Source organism: Lysobacter sp. H23M47 (genome assembly GCF_015209765.1).
GTDB classification, from domain to species: domain Bacteria; phylum Pseudomonadota; class Gammaproteobacteria; order Xanthomonadales; family Xanthomonadaceae; genus Novilysobacter; species Novilysobacter avium.
The window spans coordinates 230001-246757 of sequence record NZ_CP063658.1 but is presented as its reverse complement, the minus strand read 5'-3'; the positions used below and the strand labels follow the sequence as shown (position 1 = coordinate 246757).

The window sequence follows — 16757 nt, the reverse complement described above, 5'->3', positions numbered from 1 at the left end:
TACGCTTGCCGGACGTGCTTCCATCACACGCCATCACCAGCCCGGCCGCCCATGCGCCGGCACCCACCCCACCCAGGAGTCATCCGTGAGCGAGAAAACCATCCAGGTCGGCGACGCCGACTTCGAATCCGTCGTGCTGCAATCCACCGAGCCGGTCCTGGTCGACTTCTGGGCGGAGTGGTGCGGCCCGTGCAAGATGATCGCTCCGGCGCTGGACGAGTTGGCCGAGACCTATGCCGGCCGGGTCAAGATCGCCAAGATCAACGTCGACCACAACCAGGCCACCGCGCTCAAGTACCACGTGCGATCCATCCCGATGCTGCTGCTGTTCAAGGACGGCCAGATCCAGGAGACGCAGATCGGTGCGGTCGGCAAGGGACAGCTGGCGCAGATGATCGACAAGGCGCTCTGAGCGCCTTTTCGCGGGCGGGCTCCGCCAGGGGCCGCCCGCAGCTGAACCAATGAGCCGCGGCATTTGCCCGCAAGGCTTGCAGCCGGGCCCGTGGCAGTGCTAGTTTCGCAGGACCCGGTGCCTGAACGACCTCCGCCTGCCAGCCATAACGGCCTGCTGAAGTCGGTTCCCCGCCGCACCTGTTTACCGAATCCAACGTCCCTGACGCTTCGCCCGCCTTTCGCGGGCGCTCGCCGCTTAGCGAGGAATACCCGCTTGTCCGAAAACACCCCCGACGCCGGCGACATCGCCGAAAAGCGCGTGCGCAAGACGCGCGTGAGCAAAACCACGGCCGCCAAGGCCGATTCGCCGCAGAGCGATAAGCCGGTGGCGCCGGCCGCCAAGCCCGAGGTCGCGAAACCCGCGCCTGCGGCCCCGGCCGCTCCCGCGTCCGCGCCGACCGCACCCAAGGCCGACGCGGCCCCCGCGGCGCAGGCAGACAAACCGGCTCCCAAGCCCGCTGCGAAGCCGGAATCGGCGGCGCCAAGCGGTGACACCACGCCGGCCAGCAAGCCCAGGGATGCGGCCCCCGCTGCGGCACACGCCTCCGGCGGCGGCGATGCTGCCCGCCAGGACAGCGGCGAGCAGCACGGCAAGGGCCAGGAGAACGGCGGTTCCGGCGGCGACGGCAACCCGCGCCCGCCCCGTGACGGCCAGCACCGTGACCAGGACGGCGGCCGCAGCAACAACCGCCGCGAGCGGTTCCGCAGCAAGCGCGAGCGCGGCGGTGGTGGTGGCGGCGGCGGTGGCAGGGGCGGCCCGCGCGATGGCCTGCCCAGCGACGACGGCGGCAACGAGCCGTTCATTCCTCGCTCCAACCCGCAGGTGCCCGAGGGCTTCCCCACCTATTCGCTGGGCGACCTCAAGCGCATGCCGGCGCACAAGTTGCTGGAAATCGCCGAGCAGCTGAACATCTCCGAAGGTGTCGCCCGCGCCCGCAAGCAGGACGTCATCTTCGCCGTGCTCAAGGTGCTCACGCGCCACGGCGAGGGCGTCGCCGCCGATGGCGTGCTGGAGATCCTGCCCGACGGGTTCGGTTTCCTGCGAGCCGCCGAAGCCTCTTATCTGGCCGGCCCCGACGATACCTACATCTCGCCCAGCCAGATCCGCCGCTTCAACCTGCGCACCGGCGACCATCTATCGGGCCGGATCCGGTTCCCGAAGGACGGTGAGCGCTATTTCGCCCTCTCGATCGTGGACACGATCAACGGCGAGCCGCTGGAAGCGTCCAAGAACAAGGTCCTGTTCGAGAACCTGACGGCGCTGTTCCCGCGCCGCAAGTTCCAGCTGGAGCGCGGCGACGGTTCCACCGAGGACATCACCGGCCGGATCCTCGACCTGATGGCGCCGCAGGGCAAGGGCCAGCGCGCGCTGATCGTCAGCCCGCCCAAGGCCGGCAAGACGATGATGATGCAGCAGATCGCCACCGCGATCAGCCACAACCATCCCGACGTGCACATGATCGTGCTGCTGATCGATGAGCGGCCCGAGGAAGTTACCGAGATGCAGCGCACCGTGCGCGGCGAGGTCATCTCCTCGACCTTCGACGAGCCGGCGGCGCGCCACGTGCAGGTCGCCGAGATGGTGATCGAGCGGGCCAAGCGCCTGGTCGAGCACAAGAAGGACGTGGTGATCCTGCTCGACTCCATCACCCGTCTGGCCCGTGCGTACAACAACGTCCTGCCCAGCTCGGGCAAGGTGCTGTCCGGCGGCGTCGACGCCAACGCCCTGCACCGCCCGAAGCGGTTCTTCGGCGCGGCGCGCAACGTCGAGGAAGGCGGCAGCCTGACGATCATCGCCACCGCGCTGGTCGATACCGGCAGCAAGATGGACGAGGTGATTTACGAGGAGTTCAAGGGCACCGGCAACTCCGAGGTGCACCTGAGCCGCCGCATCGCCGAGAAGCGCGTGTACCCCGCGATCGACATCAACCGCTCCGGCACCCGCCGCGAGGATTATCTGATCGAGCCCGAGCTGCTGCAGAAGATCTGGATTCTGCGCAAGCTGCTGCACGGCATGGACGAGATCGGCGCGATGGAGTTCCTGCTCGACAAGATGAAGAGCTCCAAGTCCAATGACGAGTTCTTCTCCTCGATGAAGCGCTGATCCAGGCGCGTCGCGGATACAAAAACGCCCCGCATTGCGGGGCGTTTTTTATTGGATTCTGTGAGCAAATGGCATCAGGTGCGCAGCTCCGGAACTTGCGCCTCCCGATGCGACTTCAGGCGCCCGACTAGAGAAGACGTCCGACCACCTCGTCCCTCAACTTGAACCGGGACGCGAGCGATCGCACCTCGCCATCCTTGAGCTGATCTGCATCGTGGTCGGCGATGGGCGCCGCATCGAGCCAGGGCGCACGGATCACCGGGCCCGGGATGTAACGGCGCCACTCGTTGGCGCCAGGTTCTTTCGTCCGCGCGGCGGATCCGTTCAAAAAGTACTCGACGGGTACCTTGATCGTGGTTCCGATGGGCGCCCCGGCAACGGTCTCGCTGATGTCGAACTTCCATTTCCTGGCAGCGGCAACGCTCGCCTTTGCAAACACGTCGCGCCAACGGTCCGCCTGCGAGTCGGTACCGGAATTCTGGCTCAGGCTGACCTGCTGGGCATGGACCTGTTGCACGCTGCCGTCGGCGTTCAGCTTCAACACCAGTACCGCCTTGGCTCCGATGCCGGCCCTCGCCAGCCCTTCCGGATATCGTGGGGGAGCCACATGGTGGCGGTCGCGGGTGGGCTCGCCAAACGACACCCCGCTCACGCGCAACTGGTAGTCCTCGCCCGGCGTCGGCAGCGCCTCAAGGGAAAGCCGCATCCGGGTTTTAGCAATCACCGGCTTGCCGTCCACCACGATGGGCTCGAAACGCCACTGGGCGATGTTGCGGCCCAGTGCGTTTTCGATCGCCGCCGGCTGCCCCTTGTCCAGATGGTAGTCGGCGACCTTCCCATCGGCCCCAATCTCGATTGTCCCCGTCGCCTGCAGTTCGTAGACAGGCGCCGGCTTTTCCTTCGCCGCCACAGGACCGAGGCACATCATCGCGATGGCCAGCACTGCCGCTGGTATCCGCATAATCCTATTCTCGTCCATGAAACCGGGTGATCAGCCTAGCGCGCGGCCAGCTTGCCGGCAACGCGTCGGCAATCGAATGCTGATTTCTGGATGGCGAAAAAAAACCCCGCCGGAGCGGGGTTTTCATCCAACGGGTAGCTCGATCAGAACTTGTAGTTGATCGACGCGGCAAGGATGTCCCCACCGACGTCATAGCTGCCGGACAGGGTACTGGCGGTAGCCGAGACGCTGTTGATGGTCGGGTCCTTGGTGAACAGGTGCGTGTAGCCGACGTTGAACTCCATCCGCTCCGACGGGGTCCAGCCCACGCCCAGCGACAGCCACTTGCGGGTCACGTCCGGCACGCGGACATCGCGGTGCGCATCGCTGGTCGGGGTCTCGTCGTAGGCAACACCGCCACGCAGGGTCACGGTGTCGTTCAAACGGTACTCGGTGCCAAGCGAGACGAACGTGGTGTCGTCATAGCGGAACGCGAGGACGTTGTCGGCCTGGGCCGAATCAAAGTCAACCGTCACGCTGTCAAACGAGGTCTTCCACGCGGTGCGCGACACGTCGCCCATCACCGACCAGCGGTCGTTGACGTTGTGGGTGACGCTGAGGGTGGCGGATGCCGGCAGGGTGAGCTCCGCGCGGCCCTTGGTGTCGACATACTGACCGGGTGCATAGACCGAGAGGAACGCCGCGGCATTGGCCGGCACGGTGAAGTCGGCGTCGCCGCCGGTGATCTTGTGCTTGACCTTGGAGCGGTAGCTCAGGGCAATATGGGTGTTCTCGCTCGGGCTGAACAGGCCGCCGATGGTGTAACCCACGGCGTTGTTGTCGCCTTCGATGGTCACGAAACCGTCGGCATTGCCCGGGGCAAAGCCCGCCGCGCCGCCGCCCTGGGCGTAAATGGCAGTGCCGAAGTCGATTGCGTTGCTCAACTCGATCGTCAGGTGCTCAACGAACACCGACGCGCCGAAGGACAGGTACGGGTTGATGTCGTAGGAGGCCGACAGCCCAAGATCGATAGCCTTCAGGTCGGTGGTGACGGCGTGGTAACGACCGACCCAGTTGCGGTCGTAGTCGGTCTTGAAGCCGAAAGGTGCGGTCAGCGACACACCGAAGTGTGCGCTCTCGCCCATCGGCATATGGAAATACGCCGCCGGAACCGGAGCGATCATGCCCGCGTCGCCGCCGTTGCCACCCGAAACCGGCATCCCGGTGCCCGGTCCGGTGGGACCGACGTGACGGCCACTACCGTCAAAATCGGCCGAGAAGCTGATCGCGCTCAGGTCGGCCTGGATCTGGCGGCCGTCCAATTGGCGCATCGCGGCCGGGTTGGTCGCAACGACCGACGCGTCGCCGGCGGCGCTGGTGGAACCGGCGAAAGCGCGGCCCAGACCCTTGGCACTGTTCTCCTTGAGTTGGAACGCGGCGCCGTGTGCGTGACCCATCGCCAGGGCCCCGGCGATGCCGATAACCAGTGCCGAAAGGCGGGTGATGCTGTGTACGTGCTGCATGCGATTTCTCTCCAGAACCATGGTTTTCGCGCCCGCCTGGACCGCCGGCGGGGGCCGGTTTCCGGCAGGCGCCGGGGTTGCCGCCATACGGCGCCGTCCGCACTATAACGTGGCAATTAACCTTACGCTAACAATGACGTACGTCACGGTATGTCGCCGCCGCGCATTCACCTCCGAGGGTGCGGGCGGGTGACCCGTATCATCCAGCCTCCCGGTGCCGGAGCCGCCCGTGTTCATTGCCATTCCCTCACGCCAGAAGCCTCCGCTGCGATGGGCCACCCCGTTGCTGTTCGCGGGTCTGTGGCTGTGCTTCACCTGGGGCACCCTGCTGCCGGCAAGCGAGCAGCACGCGTTGCTGCTGGAGTGGGGAGCACTTTCGGGTGGGCTGACCACGCCACTGGCGTGGCGCGAGGCATTGGCCGACGGCAACCTCGTTCGTCTGGTGAGCGCGCTCTTCCTGCACGCCGACTGGGCCCACCTGCTGGGCAACCTGGTGTTCCTGCTGATCTTCGGCCTGCCTGCGGAGCGGGCCATGGGTCCGTGGCGTTTCATGCTGCTGTTCCTGCTGGGGGGCGCGGTGGCGAATCTGGCGGCAGTGCTGGCGATTTCCACCCCCGACCGCCTGATCATCGGCGCCAGCGGAGCGGTGTCGGCGCTGATTGGCGCGTATCTCGCGCTGTTCCCGGGAGCACGCCTGGGCGTGGTCGTACCGCTGGGTCTGTTCCTGCAGTTCGTGAAGATGCCAGCGCCCCTGCTGATCAGCGTGTGGGCACTGCTGCAGATCGTGTTCACCTATATCGGTCCGGCCTTCGGCGCCGTCGCGTGGTCGGCGCACGTCGCCGGCTTCGCCTTCGGCGGTGCGTTCGCGTTGATTGCCAGGGCGGGTATTGCCCGCCGTCTGCGCCGCCGCCGCGGCTACTGAGCGGGAACTTTAGCGCCCTTGGCGCTCTTCGCCGCCGGCTTCGGCACCGGCTCAGCGGGAAGTTTCCTGAGCTCCGCCAGCGCCAGGTCGATGTAACCGTCGCCTTCGAGCACCTCGCCTTCCAACGCTTCCTCTGAGGCCTCTCCTTCGCCGCCCAGGTGACCCGGCAGGCTGGCTTCTGTGTAGCCCTTGCGGCCGCCGTCGCCTGCGTCCACATCCGGTTTCAGCAGAATGTCGGGAACGATGCCCAGCGCCTGGATCGACTTGCCGCTGGGCGTGTAATACCGGGCGGTGGTGAGCTTGACCGAGTCGCCGTTGTCCAGCGGCAGGAGTGTTTGCACCGAGCCCTTGCCGAAGGTGCGGCTGCCCATCACCAGCGCGCGGCGGTTGTCGGCCAGCGCGCCGGCCAATACCTCCGATGCGCTGGCAGAGCCCGCATCCACCAGGACCACCACAGGGGCGCCGCCCAGGCGGTCGCCCGGAGTGGCGCCGAACACCGCATCACTGATGGCGATCCGGCCCCGGGTGCTGACGATCGTGCCCTCGTCCAGCAGCGAGTCGGCAATCTGTACCGCGGCAGTCAGCAGACCGCCGGGATTGCTGCGCAGGTCCAGCACAAGGCCGCGCAGTTTGCCGCCCGCCCGCTGCTTGAGCTCTTCGAGCTGGCGCTCGAACTCCGCCGCGGTGTCGGCCTGGAACGCGCTCACCCGCACATAGCCGTATCCCGGCTCGAGCATCCGGGTGCGCACGCTGGCGATGCGGATCACCTGGCGTTCGACCTTGATGCTCAGCGGCTCGGTTTCACCGTCGCGGATGACTGTCAGCTCCAGGGTGGTGCCGGCCTCGCCGCGCAGGGAACTGGCCGCCTCGTCGGAAGGCGTCAGCGGAGCGCCATCCACGGCCACGATCAGGTCGCCGGACTTGATGCCGGCGCGAGCGGCAGGCGTGTCGTCGATCGGTGCGATCACGCGCAGGGTGCCGTCGGGCTGGCGCTGGATCTCGACACCGATACCCTCGTAATTGCCACGCGACTGCTCGTTGAAATTCTCCGCCGCGTCGCCTTCCAGATAGGCGCTGTGCGGGTCCAGGTCCAGCAACAGGCCGCGGATCGCGGACTGCATCAGCTCGTGGTCATCCACCGGCTCGACGTAGGCGGCCTTAACCGCCTTGTACACAGCGACGTAGCGGCGGATCTCATCCAGCGGCACCTTGGAATCGCTGCTCTGGTCGGTGCGCGCGTCCTTCGTCGCCGGTTGCGCAACCGTGTCGGGCGGGCTCCGCTCAAGTGCCGGATCCTGGGGCACGCCAACCGGAGCAGCGGCTGCGATATGGAACAGCGCCAGGGCGATGGCAAGGACGAGCGGACTCAGGTGGCGCTTGGACATGAACAAACTCCGGAAAAAACGCTTGGTTGCTAGCAACGATGCGACTGGCCAATGGAGAACACGGTAGTCCGTGGGTGCCTGGATTCGGTTAAGGGGCGAGCCGCCGCGCTCAGCGCTTCAGCCAGACATCGGGGTTGACAGGATCGCCGTTCCGCCGCAGTTCGAAATACAGGGCCGGCCGGCCGTGGCCGCCCGATGTGCCCACGGTGGATACCGGGTCGCCGCGGCGCACCGCATCCCCGGCGTCGCGCAACACCGCGTCATTGTGCGCGTACAGGCTCATGTAACCGTTGCCGTGGTCGATGATCAGGATCAGGCCGAAGCCGCTCATCCATTCGGCATACACCACGGTGCCGTCCGCTACCGCCTGCACCGAGGTGCCGGCGTTGGCTCCGATCAGCATGCCCTGGCTGGGGCGGCCGTCGGGAAGCTTGCCGCCGTAGCCGGCGAGGAGGCTGCCGCTCAGCGGCCATCCGGCGCCGCCCACGCTGGGACCGCTGGCGGTGGCGACCGGTCGCGTGGGCGCTCTGGGCGGCGCCGGTTGGCCGGCCCGTTTGGCCTGCTCGCGCGCTTCACGGGCTTCGCGTTCGGCCTTCGCCGCGGCGGCCTTGCGTTGGGCTTCGGCGCGCGCGGCGGCGGCCCGCAGCTGCTTGAGCACGTGCTCCAGCCCCTGCACATCGCGACCCAGAGCCTTTTCGCGGCTCTGACGATCCTTGTAGGTCTTGTCCAGGGTCGCGACCAGGGTGCCGCGATCCTTGCGCTCCTTTTCCAGTTCGGCGACCTGCTGCGCCTGCTGGGCGATCTGCGCGTCCAGCTCGGCGCGCCGCTGGACAATCTCGCGCTCCACCTCATCCAGCCCGGCCATTTGATCGCCCAGTTCCTTGATCCGGGCCGCACGGTCCGCCTGCAGATAGCGGTGGTAGGCGAGCAGCCGGTTGGCATCGGCGACCCGGTCCTGGGCCAGCAGCACCTTCAGCGGCGCGGCGTCGCCCTGCGCGTACGCGGCGCGCAGCAGGCGAGCGAGTTCGTCCCGGCGGCCCGCCAGCTTCTCCTGCATGTGGGCGCGCCGGGTCTGCAGTTCTTCCATCCGTTGGTTGCTCGCCTGCAGCGACTGGCGGGTTTCCACCAGGCGGCGGTTGGCGGCCGCGACCCGTTCGTCGGCCTGGCGCAGCTCGCGCGTCGCGGCGCCCCGCCGGGCTTCGACTTCCCGGCGTTCACTGGCGACCGCCTTCAGCTCCTTCTTCGCCGATTGCAGTTTGCGCTCGGCCTCGTTGCGATCCTGCGCATGTCCCGGCGCCGGCAGCAGGCACAGCAGCGCCAACGCCAGTGCGAAGGTGGTGCTCGCGCACGCGTTGCGCATCAGTCCGCGCGCCCGTCCGTCAGCAGGCTGCGACCGGTCATCTCCGCCGGTCGTGGCAAGCCCAGCAGGTCGAGCAGGGTCGGAGCGATATCTCGCAGCGAGCCGCCCGAGCGCAGGCCCGCGGGTCGCGCGCCGACATACACCAGCGGAACCGGCCCGACGGTGTGCGAGGTGTGCGGCTGACCGGTGGCCGCGTCGCGCATCATCTCCACGTTGCCGTGATCAGCCGTCACCAGGAGTGCCCCGCCGACCTCGCGCACCGCCGCCACGATCGCCCCGATTGCCACGTCCACCGCCTCCACCGCCTTGATCGCCGCCTCCAGCTTGCCGCTGTGGCCGACCATGTCCGGGTTGGCGATATTGCAGATGGCCACGTCGATCTCGCCGGAACGAATCGCGGCAACCAATTCGCGGGTCACCTCGGGGCAGCTCATCTCCGGCTGCAGGTCGTAGGTGGCCACGTCCGGGCTGGGAATCAGGATGCGGCTTTCGCCCGGGTAGGGCGCCTCGCGGCCGCCGCTGAAGAAGAAGGTGACGTGCGCGTACTTCTCGGTCTCGGCGATGCGCAACTGGCGCAGGCCGTTATGGGCGAGCACCTCGCCCAGCGTGTTGTTCAGCTCCTCCGGTCCGAAGGCCACCTTCGCGGGCAGGCTGGCGTCGTACTCGGTCAGGCAGACGAAACGCGACAGCGCGGGCCGGCGAACCGGAAAGCCGTCGAAATCCGGGTCCACGAATGCCGCCGTCAGCTGCCGTGCACGGTCGGCGCGGTAGTTCATGAACACCACCGCATCGCCATCCATGATCGGCGATGGCGGCCCGATGACGGTCGGCTCGACAAACTCGTCGTTCTCGCCACGCGCGTAGGCTGCGGCGAGCGCCGCTTCGGCGTCGTCGGCATGCTGGGTCGCCTGACCTTCGACGATCGCGTCCCACGCCTTGCGCATGCGGTCCCAGCGGCGATCCCGGTCCATTGCGTAGTAGCGGCCCGAGACACTCGCTATGCGCGCATTGCCCGCCTGGTCGCACGCGTTCTGCAGCCTCGCGAGGCTTGGACCGGCCGAGCGCGGCGGCATGTCGCGCCCGTCCAGAAAGGCGTGCACTGCCACCCGAGCCACGCCCTCACGACGGGCCAGGTCGATCATTGCAAACAGGTGATCCTCGTGGCTGTGGACGCCCCCCGGCGACAGCAGGCCCAGCAAATGCAGCGTGGTCGCGTTGTCGCGCGCCGCGGCGCAGGCGGCCAGCAGTTCGGCGTTGCGGAAAAAGCTGCCATCCTCGATCGCGGCGTCGATCCGGGTCAGGTCCTGGTACACCACCCGGCCGGCGCCCAGGTTCATGTGGCCCACCTCGGAGTTGCCCATCTGACCATCGGGCAAGCCCACGTGCCGACCCTCGGTGTGGATCAGCGTGTGCGGCGAATCGGCCAGCAACGCATGCCAATGCGGCAGGTGCGCCTGGGCCAGCGCGTTGTCTTCACGCTCCTCCCGATGCCCCCAGCCATCCAGGATCAGCAGCACGACGGGGCGGAGTGCGTTGGGCGCGGTTACGGGCACGGGTTCGGTCCGGTTACGATGGGCAGTGGACGATTGTAGCGAAGGGACTGCGCCGCGCCTGGCCTGCTCACGGCCGCATCGGGGTTCACAGGCATTGCCGCACCACCCGCTTTTCAGAATCCTTCATCCCCTCTGGGAGAACGCCATGCAATCCCGTTCCTTGACCATCGTCCTCGCCCTTGGCCTGTCCGTCGCTGTCGGCAACGGCTCGCCTCTGCCTGCCCAGGCGGCGCAAGACAACCTCAGCAAGGTCACTGGCAGTATCAAGGTGGAAGCGGGCGCCCACATGGGCAGCATCAACACCGTAAACGGAAATGTGGATATCAGCGCCGACGCGAACGTCGGCAACGTGGCGACCGTGAATGGCAGCATCAAGCTGGCCAATGGCGTGCACGCTGGCCAGCTCTCGACCGTCAACGGCTCCATCCGTGCCGGCCGCGAGACCCGCACTGGCTCGGTCTCGACGGTGAACGGACAGATCTTCATTGACCGCGGCAGCGACGTCGGGGGCAACGTCAGTACCGTCAACGGGGCGATCGGCCTGGTCGGGACGCGGGTCGAAGGCGGGATAGAAATGGTCAACGGCGACCTGACCGTGGGCGCCGACTCGCACGTGATTGGCGGTATCCACTACGACAAGCCCGGCTTCCAGTGGTTCAGCCTGGGCAACAAGGCGCCACGTGTCGTCGTGGGTCCGGCAGCGCAGGTGGAAGGTGCCATGGTGTTCGAGCGCGAGGTGGAACTGTACGTCCACGCGAGTGCGCGCATCGGCAAGGTGACCGGGGCGACTGCGAAGGCCTGGTCGGGAAGCGAACCGCCGCCGAAGGACTAAGCCGCGACGGACATTGAGGTCCGTGATGGGCGTGGGAATGCACCGGAACCGGGCTGATAGTATCGGGTGTCCCGTTCGATCCGGAGTCCGCATGTCCCGTATCCCACTCCTGCCAGCGACCTCGCTGGTCGCCGCCGCGCTGGTCCTGGCGGCATGCAACAAAGCCGACGACACGCCAGCGCCCGCCACCACCGGGCAAACGGTCGTCCAGGCCGATGCCGGCGCCATCTCTGCTGCGGACTTCGCCGAGCGGGTCAAGGTGTTGTCCTCGGATGAATTCGGCGGTCGTGCGCCCGGCAGCGCCGGTGAGGAGAAGACCGTCGCATGGCTGGAAGAGCAGTTCCGCAGCCTGGGCCTGAAGCCGGGCAACGGCGAGAGCTACTTCCAGGACGTGCCAATGGTGGAGACCACCGCTGACGAGTCCACCAAGCTGGAACTGCAGGTCGCCGGCAAGGCACGTGAGCTGGCGTTTGGCAGCGACATGGTGATCGGCACCCGCAGCGGCGAAACCCGGGTGGAGATCAACGACAGCGATCTGGTGTTTGTCGGTTACGGCGTCAACGCGCCCGAGCTTGGCTGGAACGACTACGCGGGAGTCGACGTAAAGGGCAAGACCGTGGTCATGTTCATCAACGACCCCGGTTTCCATACCGACGATCCGGCGCTGTTTGAAGGCAAGCGGATGACCTATTACGGCCGCTGGACCTACAAGTACGAAGAGGCCGCACGCCAAGGTGCCGCGGCGGCGCTGATCATCCACGACAGCGATGGCGCCTCCTACGGCTGGGACGTGGTCAAGAACTCCTGGTCCGGCCCGCAGTTCGACCTGGCTGCGGCCGACGATCCCGAGCCGCGCCTGCCGGCGCAGGGCTGGATCACCGCGGACATCGCGCGCAGCCTGCTGGCCGACACCGGGCAGGATCTGGAAGCGCTCTACACCGCGGCGAACACGCCCGGCTTCAAGGCGATCCCGCTGGATGCGTCGATGACGGTGGACCTGACCAGCACGGTGACCAGGAAATCGTCGAAAAACGTCATGGCCCTGCTCCCCGGGAGCAGCCGACCAGACGAGGCCATCGTCTACATGGCGCACTGGGACCACCTGGGCGACCACCGTGAGGAGGGCACCGACCCGGCAGTGGACACGATCTACAACGGGGCGATCGACAATGCCACCGGGGTGGCTGGCATTCTCGGCATTGCCCAGGCCTTCGTCGCCCAGGAGCCTGCACCAGAGCGCTCCGTGTTGTTCCTGGCCGTCACCCTGGAGGAGTCCGGTCTGCTGGGCTCCAAGTACTACGTTGCCCATCCAAGCGTCCCGCTGGAGAAGACGGTCGCTGTCATCAATATCGACGCGATGTCGGTCGCCGGACCCTCGCGGGACATGACTGTGGTAGGCAAGGGCAGTTCTGAGCTGGAGGACATCCTCGGCCGGCACGCCGACGCCCAGGGTCGGACCCTGACCGCCGAGGCGACTCCGGAAAGCGGCTTCTACTTCCGCTCCGACCACTTCAACTTCGCCAAGGCGGGTGTGCCGGCGCTGTATGCCAGCGGCGGCGACGATCTGGTCGATGGCGGCGTGGAAGCGGGCAAGGCGGCCGCACGGGATTACGGGCTCAACCGCTACCACCAGCCGGCCGACGAGTTCGACCCGGCGTGGAATCTGGAAGGCGTGGTCCAGGATCTGCAAGCGCTGTATGGCGTTGGCCGCGACCTGGCGAGCAATGACCAGTGGCCCAACTGGTACGAGGGCAATGCGTTTGGCGCCGCGCGTGAAGCCATGATGCAGAAGAACGCTCGATAAGAGGGTCCGGCATAGCAGAACCCTGCACCACCCACGCGGTCGCAACGCTCCAGATCAGTCGATGACAACGGCGCCTCACGGTGCCGTTGTCATTTCCGATAGTCTGAAACCCACGCTGGCCACCAGCATCCCCAGAGACCTGCCGATGACCCTTTCCACCGCCTATTGGTGCGTACTCGTTGTAGCGATCCTGCCCTATGTCTGGACGGTGGTTGCCAAACTTTCCGGCAGGGGAAGATTCGACAACAACGACCCCCGCGCGTGGCTGGCCCGGCAGGATAATCCGCGCAGCTCGCGTGCCAATGCGGCACAAATGAATGCGTTTGAAGCTTTCCCCGCATTTGCGGCGGCAGTGATTCTTGCCCAGCTCGCCGGAGTTGAACATCCGCGAATCGCGCTGCTGGCGCTCATCTTTGTCGTTGCGAGGATTCTTCACGGAATCTTCTACGTCACCGACAAAGCGAGTCTGCGCACCGCTGTCTGGTTCACCGGGCTGGTCTGTGTAATCGTGCTGCTCGTGCAAGCTGCGGTGAACGCCTGATCTACTGTTTGCCTGATCCCCTGTTTGAATCAATGCAACTTCGCCATAAGACTCCCGGCGTGTGCTTGCAGAAGACCCGTCAGGTGTTTCGCCCGTTTGGGGCACAAAGAAAAACGCCGGACCCTTGCAGGATCCGGCGTTTGGTGTAAATGCCCAGCGATGACCTACTCTTGCATGGCTTAAGCCACACTACCATCGGCGCGTGTGCGTTTCACTTCCGAGTTCGGGATGGGATCGGGTGGTGCCACACAGCTATTGTCACTGGGCAAGGGGGTGAAGCAGCGCACGGGTGCGCCAGCTTGCAGAGGGTGGGACGTAGCGAGTGATTGTTCTGGTCTGGAATGTCGTCGACGCGTCGTCGAGTCCAAGGCCACTTGAGGTTATATGGTCAAGCCACACGGATCATTAGTACAGGTTAGCTCAATACATTGCTGCACTTACACACCCTGCCTATCAACCACCTGGTCTTGATGGTTCCTTCAGGGGAGTCAAGCTCCCGGGAGATCTCATCTTGAGGCGCGCTTCCCGCTTAGATGCTTTCAGCGGTTATCGCTTCCGAACATAGCTACCCGGCAATGCCACTGGCGTGACAACCGGAACACCAGAGGTTCGTCCACTCCGGTCCTCTCGTACTAGGAGCAGCCCCTCTCAAATCTCCAACGCCCATGGCAGATAGGGACCGAACTGTCTCACGACGTTCTGAACCCAGCTCGCGTACCACTTTAAATGGCGAACAGCCATACCCTTGGGACCGACTACAGCCCCAGGATGTGATGAGCCGACATCGAGGTGCCAAACACCGCCGTCGATATGAACTCTTGGGCGGTATCAGCCTGTTATCCCCGGAGTACCTTTTATCCGTTGAGCGATGGCCCTTCCATACAGAACCACCGGATCACTAAGTCCTAGTTTCCTACCTGCTTGATCCGTCGATCTTGCAGTCAAGCACGCTTATGCCTTTGCACACAGTGCGCGATGTCCGACCGCGCTGAGCGTACCTTCGAGCTCCTCCGTTACACTTTAGGAGGAGACCGCCCCAGTCAAACTACCCACCATACACGGTCCCCGATCCGGATAACGGACCTAGGTTAGAACGTCAAGCACGTCAGGGTGGTATTTCAAGGTTGGCTCCACCAGAACTAGCGTCCTGGTTTCACAGCCTCCCACCTATCCTACACAGACGAACTCAACGTTCAGTGTAAAGCTATAGTAAAGGTTCACGGGGTCTTTCCGTCTTGCCACGGGAACGCTGCATCTTCACAGCGATTTCAATTTCACTGAGTCTCGGGTGGAGACAGCGCCGCCATCGTTACGCCATTCGTGCAGGTCGGAACTTACCCGACAAGGAATTTCGCTACCTTAGGACCGTTATAGTTACGGCCGCCGTTTACTGGGGCTTCGATCAAGAGCTTCGCCTTGCGGCTGACCCCATCAATTAACCTTCCAGCACCGGGCAGGCGTCACACCCTATACGTCCACTTTCGTGTTTGCAGAGTGCTGTGTTTTTGATAAACAGTCGCAGCGGCCTGGTTACTGCGACCCCCGACAGCTATAGCTCGCATGAGCCACCATCAGGGGTGCACCTTCTCCCGAAGTTACGGTGCCATGTTGCCTAGTTCCTTCACCCGAGTTCTCTCAAGCGCCTGAGAATTCTCATCCTGCCCACCTGTGTCGGTTTACGGTACGGTCTGCGTAAGCTGAAGCTTAGGAGCTTTTCCTGGAAGCGTGGTATCGGTAACTTCGTCCTAATGGACTGGTCTCGCTGCTCGGCGTTGATGACCCCCCGGATTTGCCTAAGGGATCCGCCTACCTGCTTTCCCCGGGACAACCAACGCCCGGTATACCTAACCTTCTCCGTCCCTCCATCGCACTTACGCGAGGTGCAGGAATATTAACCTGCTTCCCATCGACTACGCATTTCTGCCTCGCCTTAGGGGCCGACTCACCCTGCGTTGATTAACATTGCGCAAGGAAACCTTGGGCTTTCGGCGTGCGGGTTTTTCACCCGCATTATCGTTACTCATGTCAGCATTCGCACTTCCGATACCTCCAGCAGACTTCTCAATCCACCTTCAACGGCTTACGGAACGCTCCTCTACCGCGCATACAAAGTATGCACCCCAAGCTTCGGTTCAATGCTTAGCCCCGTTAAATCTTCCGCGCAGACCGACTCGACCAGTGAGCTATTACGCTTTCTTTAAAGGATGGCTGCTTCTAAGCCAACCTCCTGGCTGTCTGTGCCTTTCCACATCGTTTTCCACTCAGCACTGATTGGGGACCTTAGCTGTGGGTCTGGGTTGTTTCCCTTTTCACGACGGACGTTAGCACCCGCCGTGTGTCTCCCGGATAGTACGTGCTGGTATTCGGAGTTTGCCATGGGTTGGTAAGTCGCAATGACCCCCTAGCCATAACAGTGCTCTACCCCCAGCAGTATTCGTCCGAGGCGCTACCTAAATAGCTTTCGAGGAGAACCAGCTATCTCCGGGTTCGATTAGCTTTTCACTCCTAATCACACCTCATCCCCTACCTTTGCAACGGGAGTGGGTTCGGGCCTCCAGTACCTGTTACGGTACCTTCACCCTGGGCATGACTAGATCACCCGGTTTCGGGTCTACAGCCCGCGACTATGCGCCCTATTCAGACTCGGTTTCCCTTCGCCTCCCCTATACGGTTAAGCTTGCCACGAACTGTAAGTCGCTGACCCATTATACAAAAGGTACGCAGTCACTCCACGAAGGAGCTCCTACTGCTTGTACGCACACGGTTTCAGGGTCTATTTCACTCCCTTCACCAGGGTTCTTTTCGCCTTTCCCTCACGGTACTGGTTCACTATCGGTCGGTCAGTAGTATTTAGCCTTGGAGGATGGTCCCCCCATGTTCAGACAGGGTTTCTCGTGCCCCGCCCTACTCGTTTTCATTGAAAGAGCCTTTTCGCGTACCGGGCTGTCACCGTCTATGGCCAACCTTTCCAGGCTGTTCTGCTAAAACTCAATCAACTTAAGGGCTGTTCCCCGTTCGCTCGTCACTACTCAGGGAATCTCGGTTGATTTCTTTTCCTCCGGTTACTTAGATATTTCAGTTCACCGGGTTCGCCTTGCATGGCTATGTATTCACCATGCAATACTGCTTGCGCAGTGGGTTTCCCCATTCGGACATCACGGGATCAATGCTTATTGCCAGCTCCCCCGTGCTTTTCGCAGGCTGTCACGTCCTTCATCGCCTCTGACCGCCAAGGCATCCACCGTGTGCGCTTATTCGCTTGACCATATAACCCCAAGTCGCCTCAGAGTCATACGTTGCGCGAACACAACGTCTCACTTCAAATATTAGGGGATCAAGT

The 16757-nt window shown here is 64.2% G+C and carries 11 protein-coding genes and 2 rRNA genes; 6 read left to right on the top strand and 7 right to left on the bottom strand.

Going from position 1 to position 16757, the window contains the following annotated elements:
• The first annotated feature begins 85 nt into the window (after positions 1 to 85).
• Both trxA and rho read left to right on the top strand, forming a co-directional pair.
• Positions 86 to 412 (top strand): thioredoxin, encoded by a 327-nt coding sequence (trxA, locus tag INQ43_RS01065; protein WP_193985436.1) that lies wholly within the window; start codon positions 86 to 88, stop codon positions 410 to 412.
• 255 nt (positions 413 to 667) lie between these two features.
• Positions 668 to 2557, top strand: a complete 1890-nt coding sequence (rho, locus tag INQ43_RS01060) for a transcription termination factor Rho (RefSeq protein WP_194036834.1) — start codon at positions 668 to 670, stop codon at positions 2555 to 2557.
• Between the two features lie 127 nt (positions 2558 to 2684).
• Here rho and INQ43_RS01055 read toward each other — a convergent pair whose 3' ends face one another.
• Together INQ43_RS01055 and INQ43_RS01050 are read right to left on the bottom strand one after the other, a co-directional pair.
• Positions 2685 to 3518: a hypothetical protein gene (locus INQ43_RS01055; protein ID WP_194036833.1), complete on the bottom strand. Its 834-nt coding sequence runs from the start codon at positions 3516 to 3518 to the stop codon at positions 2685 to 2687.
• Between the two features lie 143 nt (positions 3519 to 3661).
• Positions 3662 to 5020 carry an outer membrane protein transport protein gene (locus INQ43_RS01050; RefSeq protein WP_194036832.1) on the bottom strand — a complete coding sequence of 453 codons (1359 nt, stop codon included), beginning with the start codon at positions 5018 to 5020 and terminating at the stop codon, positions 3662 to 3664.
• A gap of 229 nt (positions 5021 to 5249) precedes the next feature.
• Here INQ43_RS01050 and INQ43_RS01045 point away from each other — a divergent pair, with 229 nt between their 5' ends.
• On the top strand, positions 5250 to 5942 hold the full coding sequence (locus INQ43_RS01045) for a rhomboid family intramembrane serine protease (protein WP_194034759.1): 693 nt from the start codon (positions 5250 to 5252) through the stop codon (positions 5940 to 5942).
• Here INQ43_RS01045 and INQ43_RS01040 read toward each other — a convergent pair.
• From INQ43_RS01040 to gpmI, 3 genes are all read right to left on the bottom strand, one after another.
• On the bottom strand, positions 5936 to 7327 hold the full coding sequence (locus tag INQ43_RS01040) for a S41 family peptidase (RefSeq protein ID WP_194034758.1): 1392 nt from the start codon (positions 7325 to 7327) through the stop codon (positions 5936 to 5938). The two genes, INQ43_RS01045 and INQ43_RS01040, sit on opposite strands and share 7 nt — an antisense overlap.
• Before the next feature lie 109 nt (positions 7328 to 7436).
• The gene (locus INQ43_RS01035) at positions 7437 to 8687 is read right to left on the bottom strand and encodes a peptidoglycan DD-metalloendopeptidase family protein (RefSeq protein ID WP_194034757.1); all 1251 of its coding nucleotides are present in this window, start codon (positions 8685 to 8687) and stop codon (positions 7437 to 7439) included.
• Entirely contained in the window at positions 8687 to 10240 is a 1554-nt protein-coding gene (gpmI, locus tag INQ43_RS01030; RefSeq protein ID WP_194036831.1) for a 2,3-bisphosphoglycerate-independent phosphoglycerate mutase, read from the bottom strand. Before gpmI ends, INQ43_RS01035 begins: the two co-directional genes overlap by 1 nt.
• A 145-nt stretch (positions 10241 to 10385) precedes the next feature.
• On the opposite strand from gpmI, the gene INQ43_RS01025 reads away from it, so the two are divergent.
• The 3 genes from INQ43_RS01025 to INQ43_RS01015 all read left to right on the top strand — a co-directional run bounded on the left by INQ43_RS01025 (position 10386) and on the right by INQ43_RS01015 (position 13417).
• Positions 10386 to 11072, top strand: a complete 687-nt coding sequence (locus INQ43_RS01025) for a hypothetical protein (RefSeq protein ID WP_194036830.1) — start codon at positions 10386 to 10388, stop codon at positions 11070 to 11072.
• A gap of 91 nt (positions 11073 to 11163) precedes the next feature.
• The gene (locus tag INQ43_RS01020; protein WP_194036829.1) at positions 11164 to 12876 is read left to right on the top strand and encodes a M28 family metallopeptidase; all 1713 of its coding nucleotides are present in this window, start codon (positions 11164 to 11166) and stop codon (positions 12874 to 12876) included.
• Between the two features lie 145 nt (positions 12877 to 13021).
• Positions 13022 to 13417 carry an MAPEG family protein gene (locus INQ43_RS01015; protein WP_194034753.1) on the top strand — a complete coding sequence of 132 codons (396 nt, stop codon included), beginning with the start codon at positions 13022 to 13024 and terminating at the stop codon, positions 13415 to 13417.
• Between the two features lie 151 nt (positions 13418 to 13568).
• Here the strand turns inward: INQ43_RS01015 and rrf are convergent.
• Positions 13569 to 13683 (bottom strand): 5S ribosomal RNA (gene rrf / locus INQ43_RS01010).
• 118 nt (positions 13684 to 13801) lie between these two features.
• Positions 13802 to 16682 (bottom strand): 23S ribosomal RNA (locus INQ43_RS01005).
• Positions 16683 to 16757 lie beyond the last annotated feature (75 nt).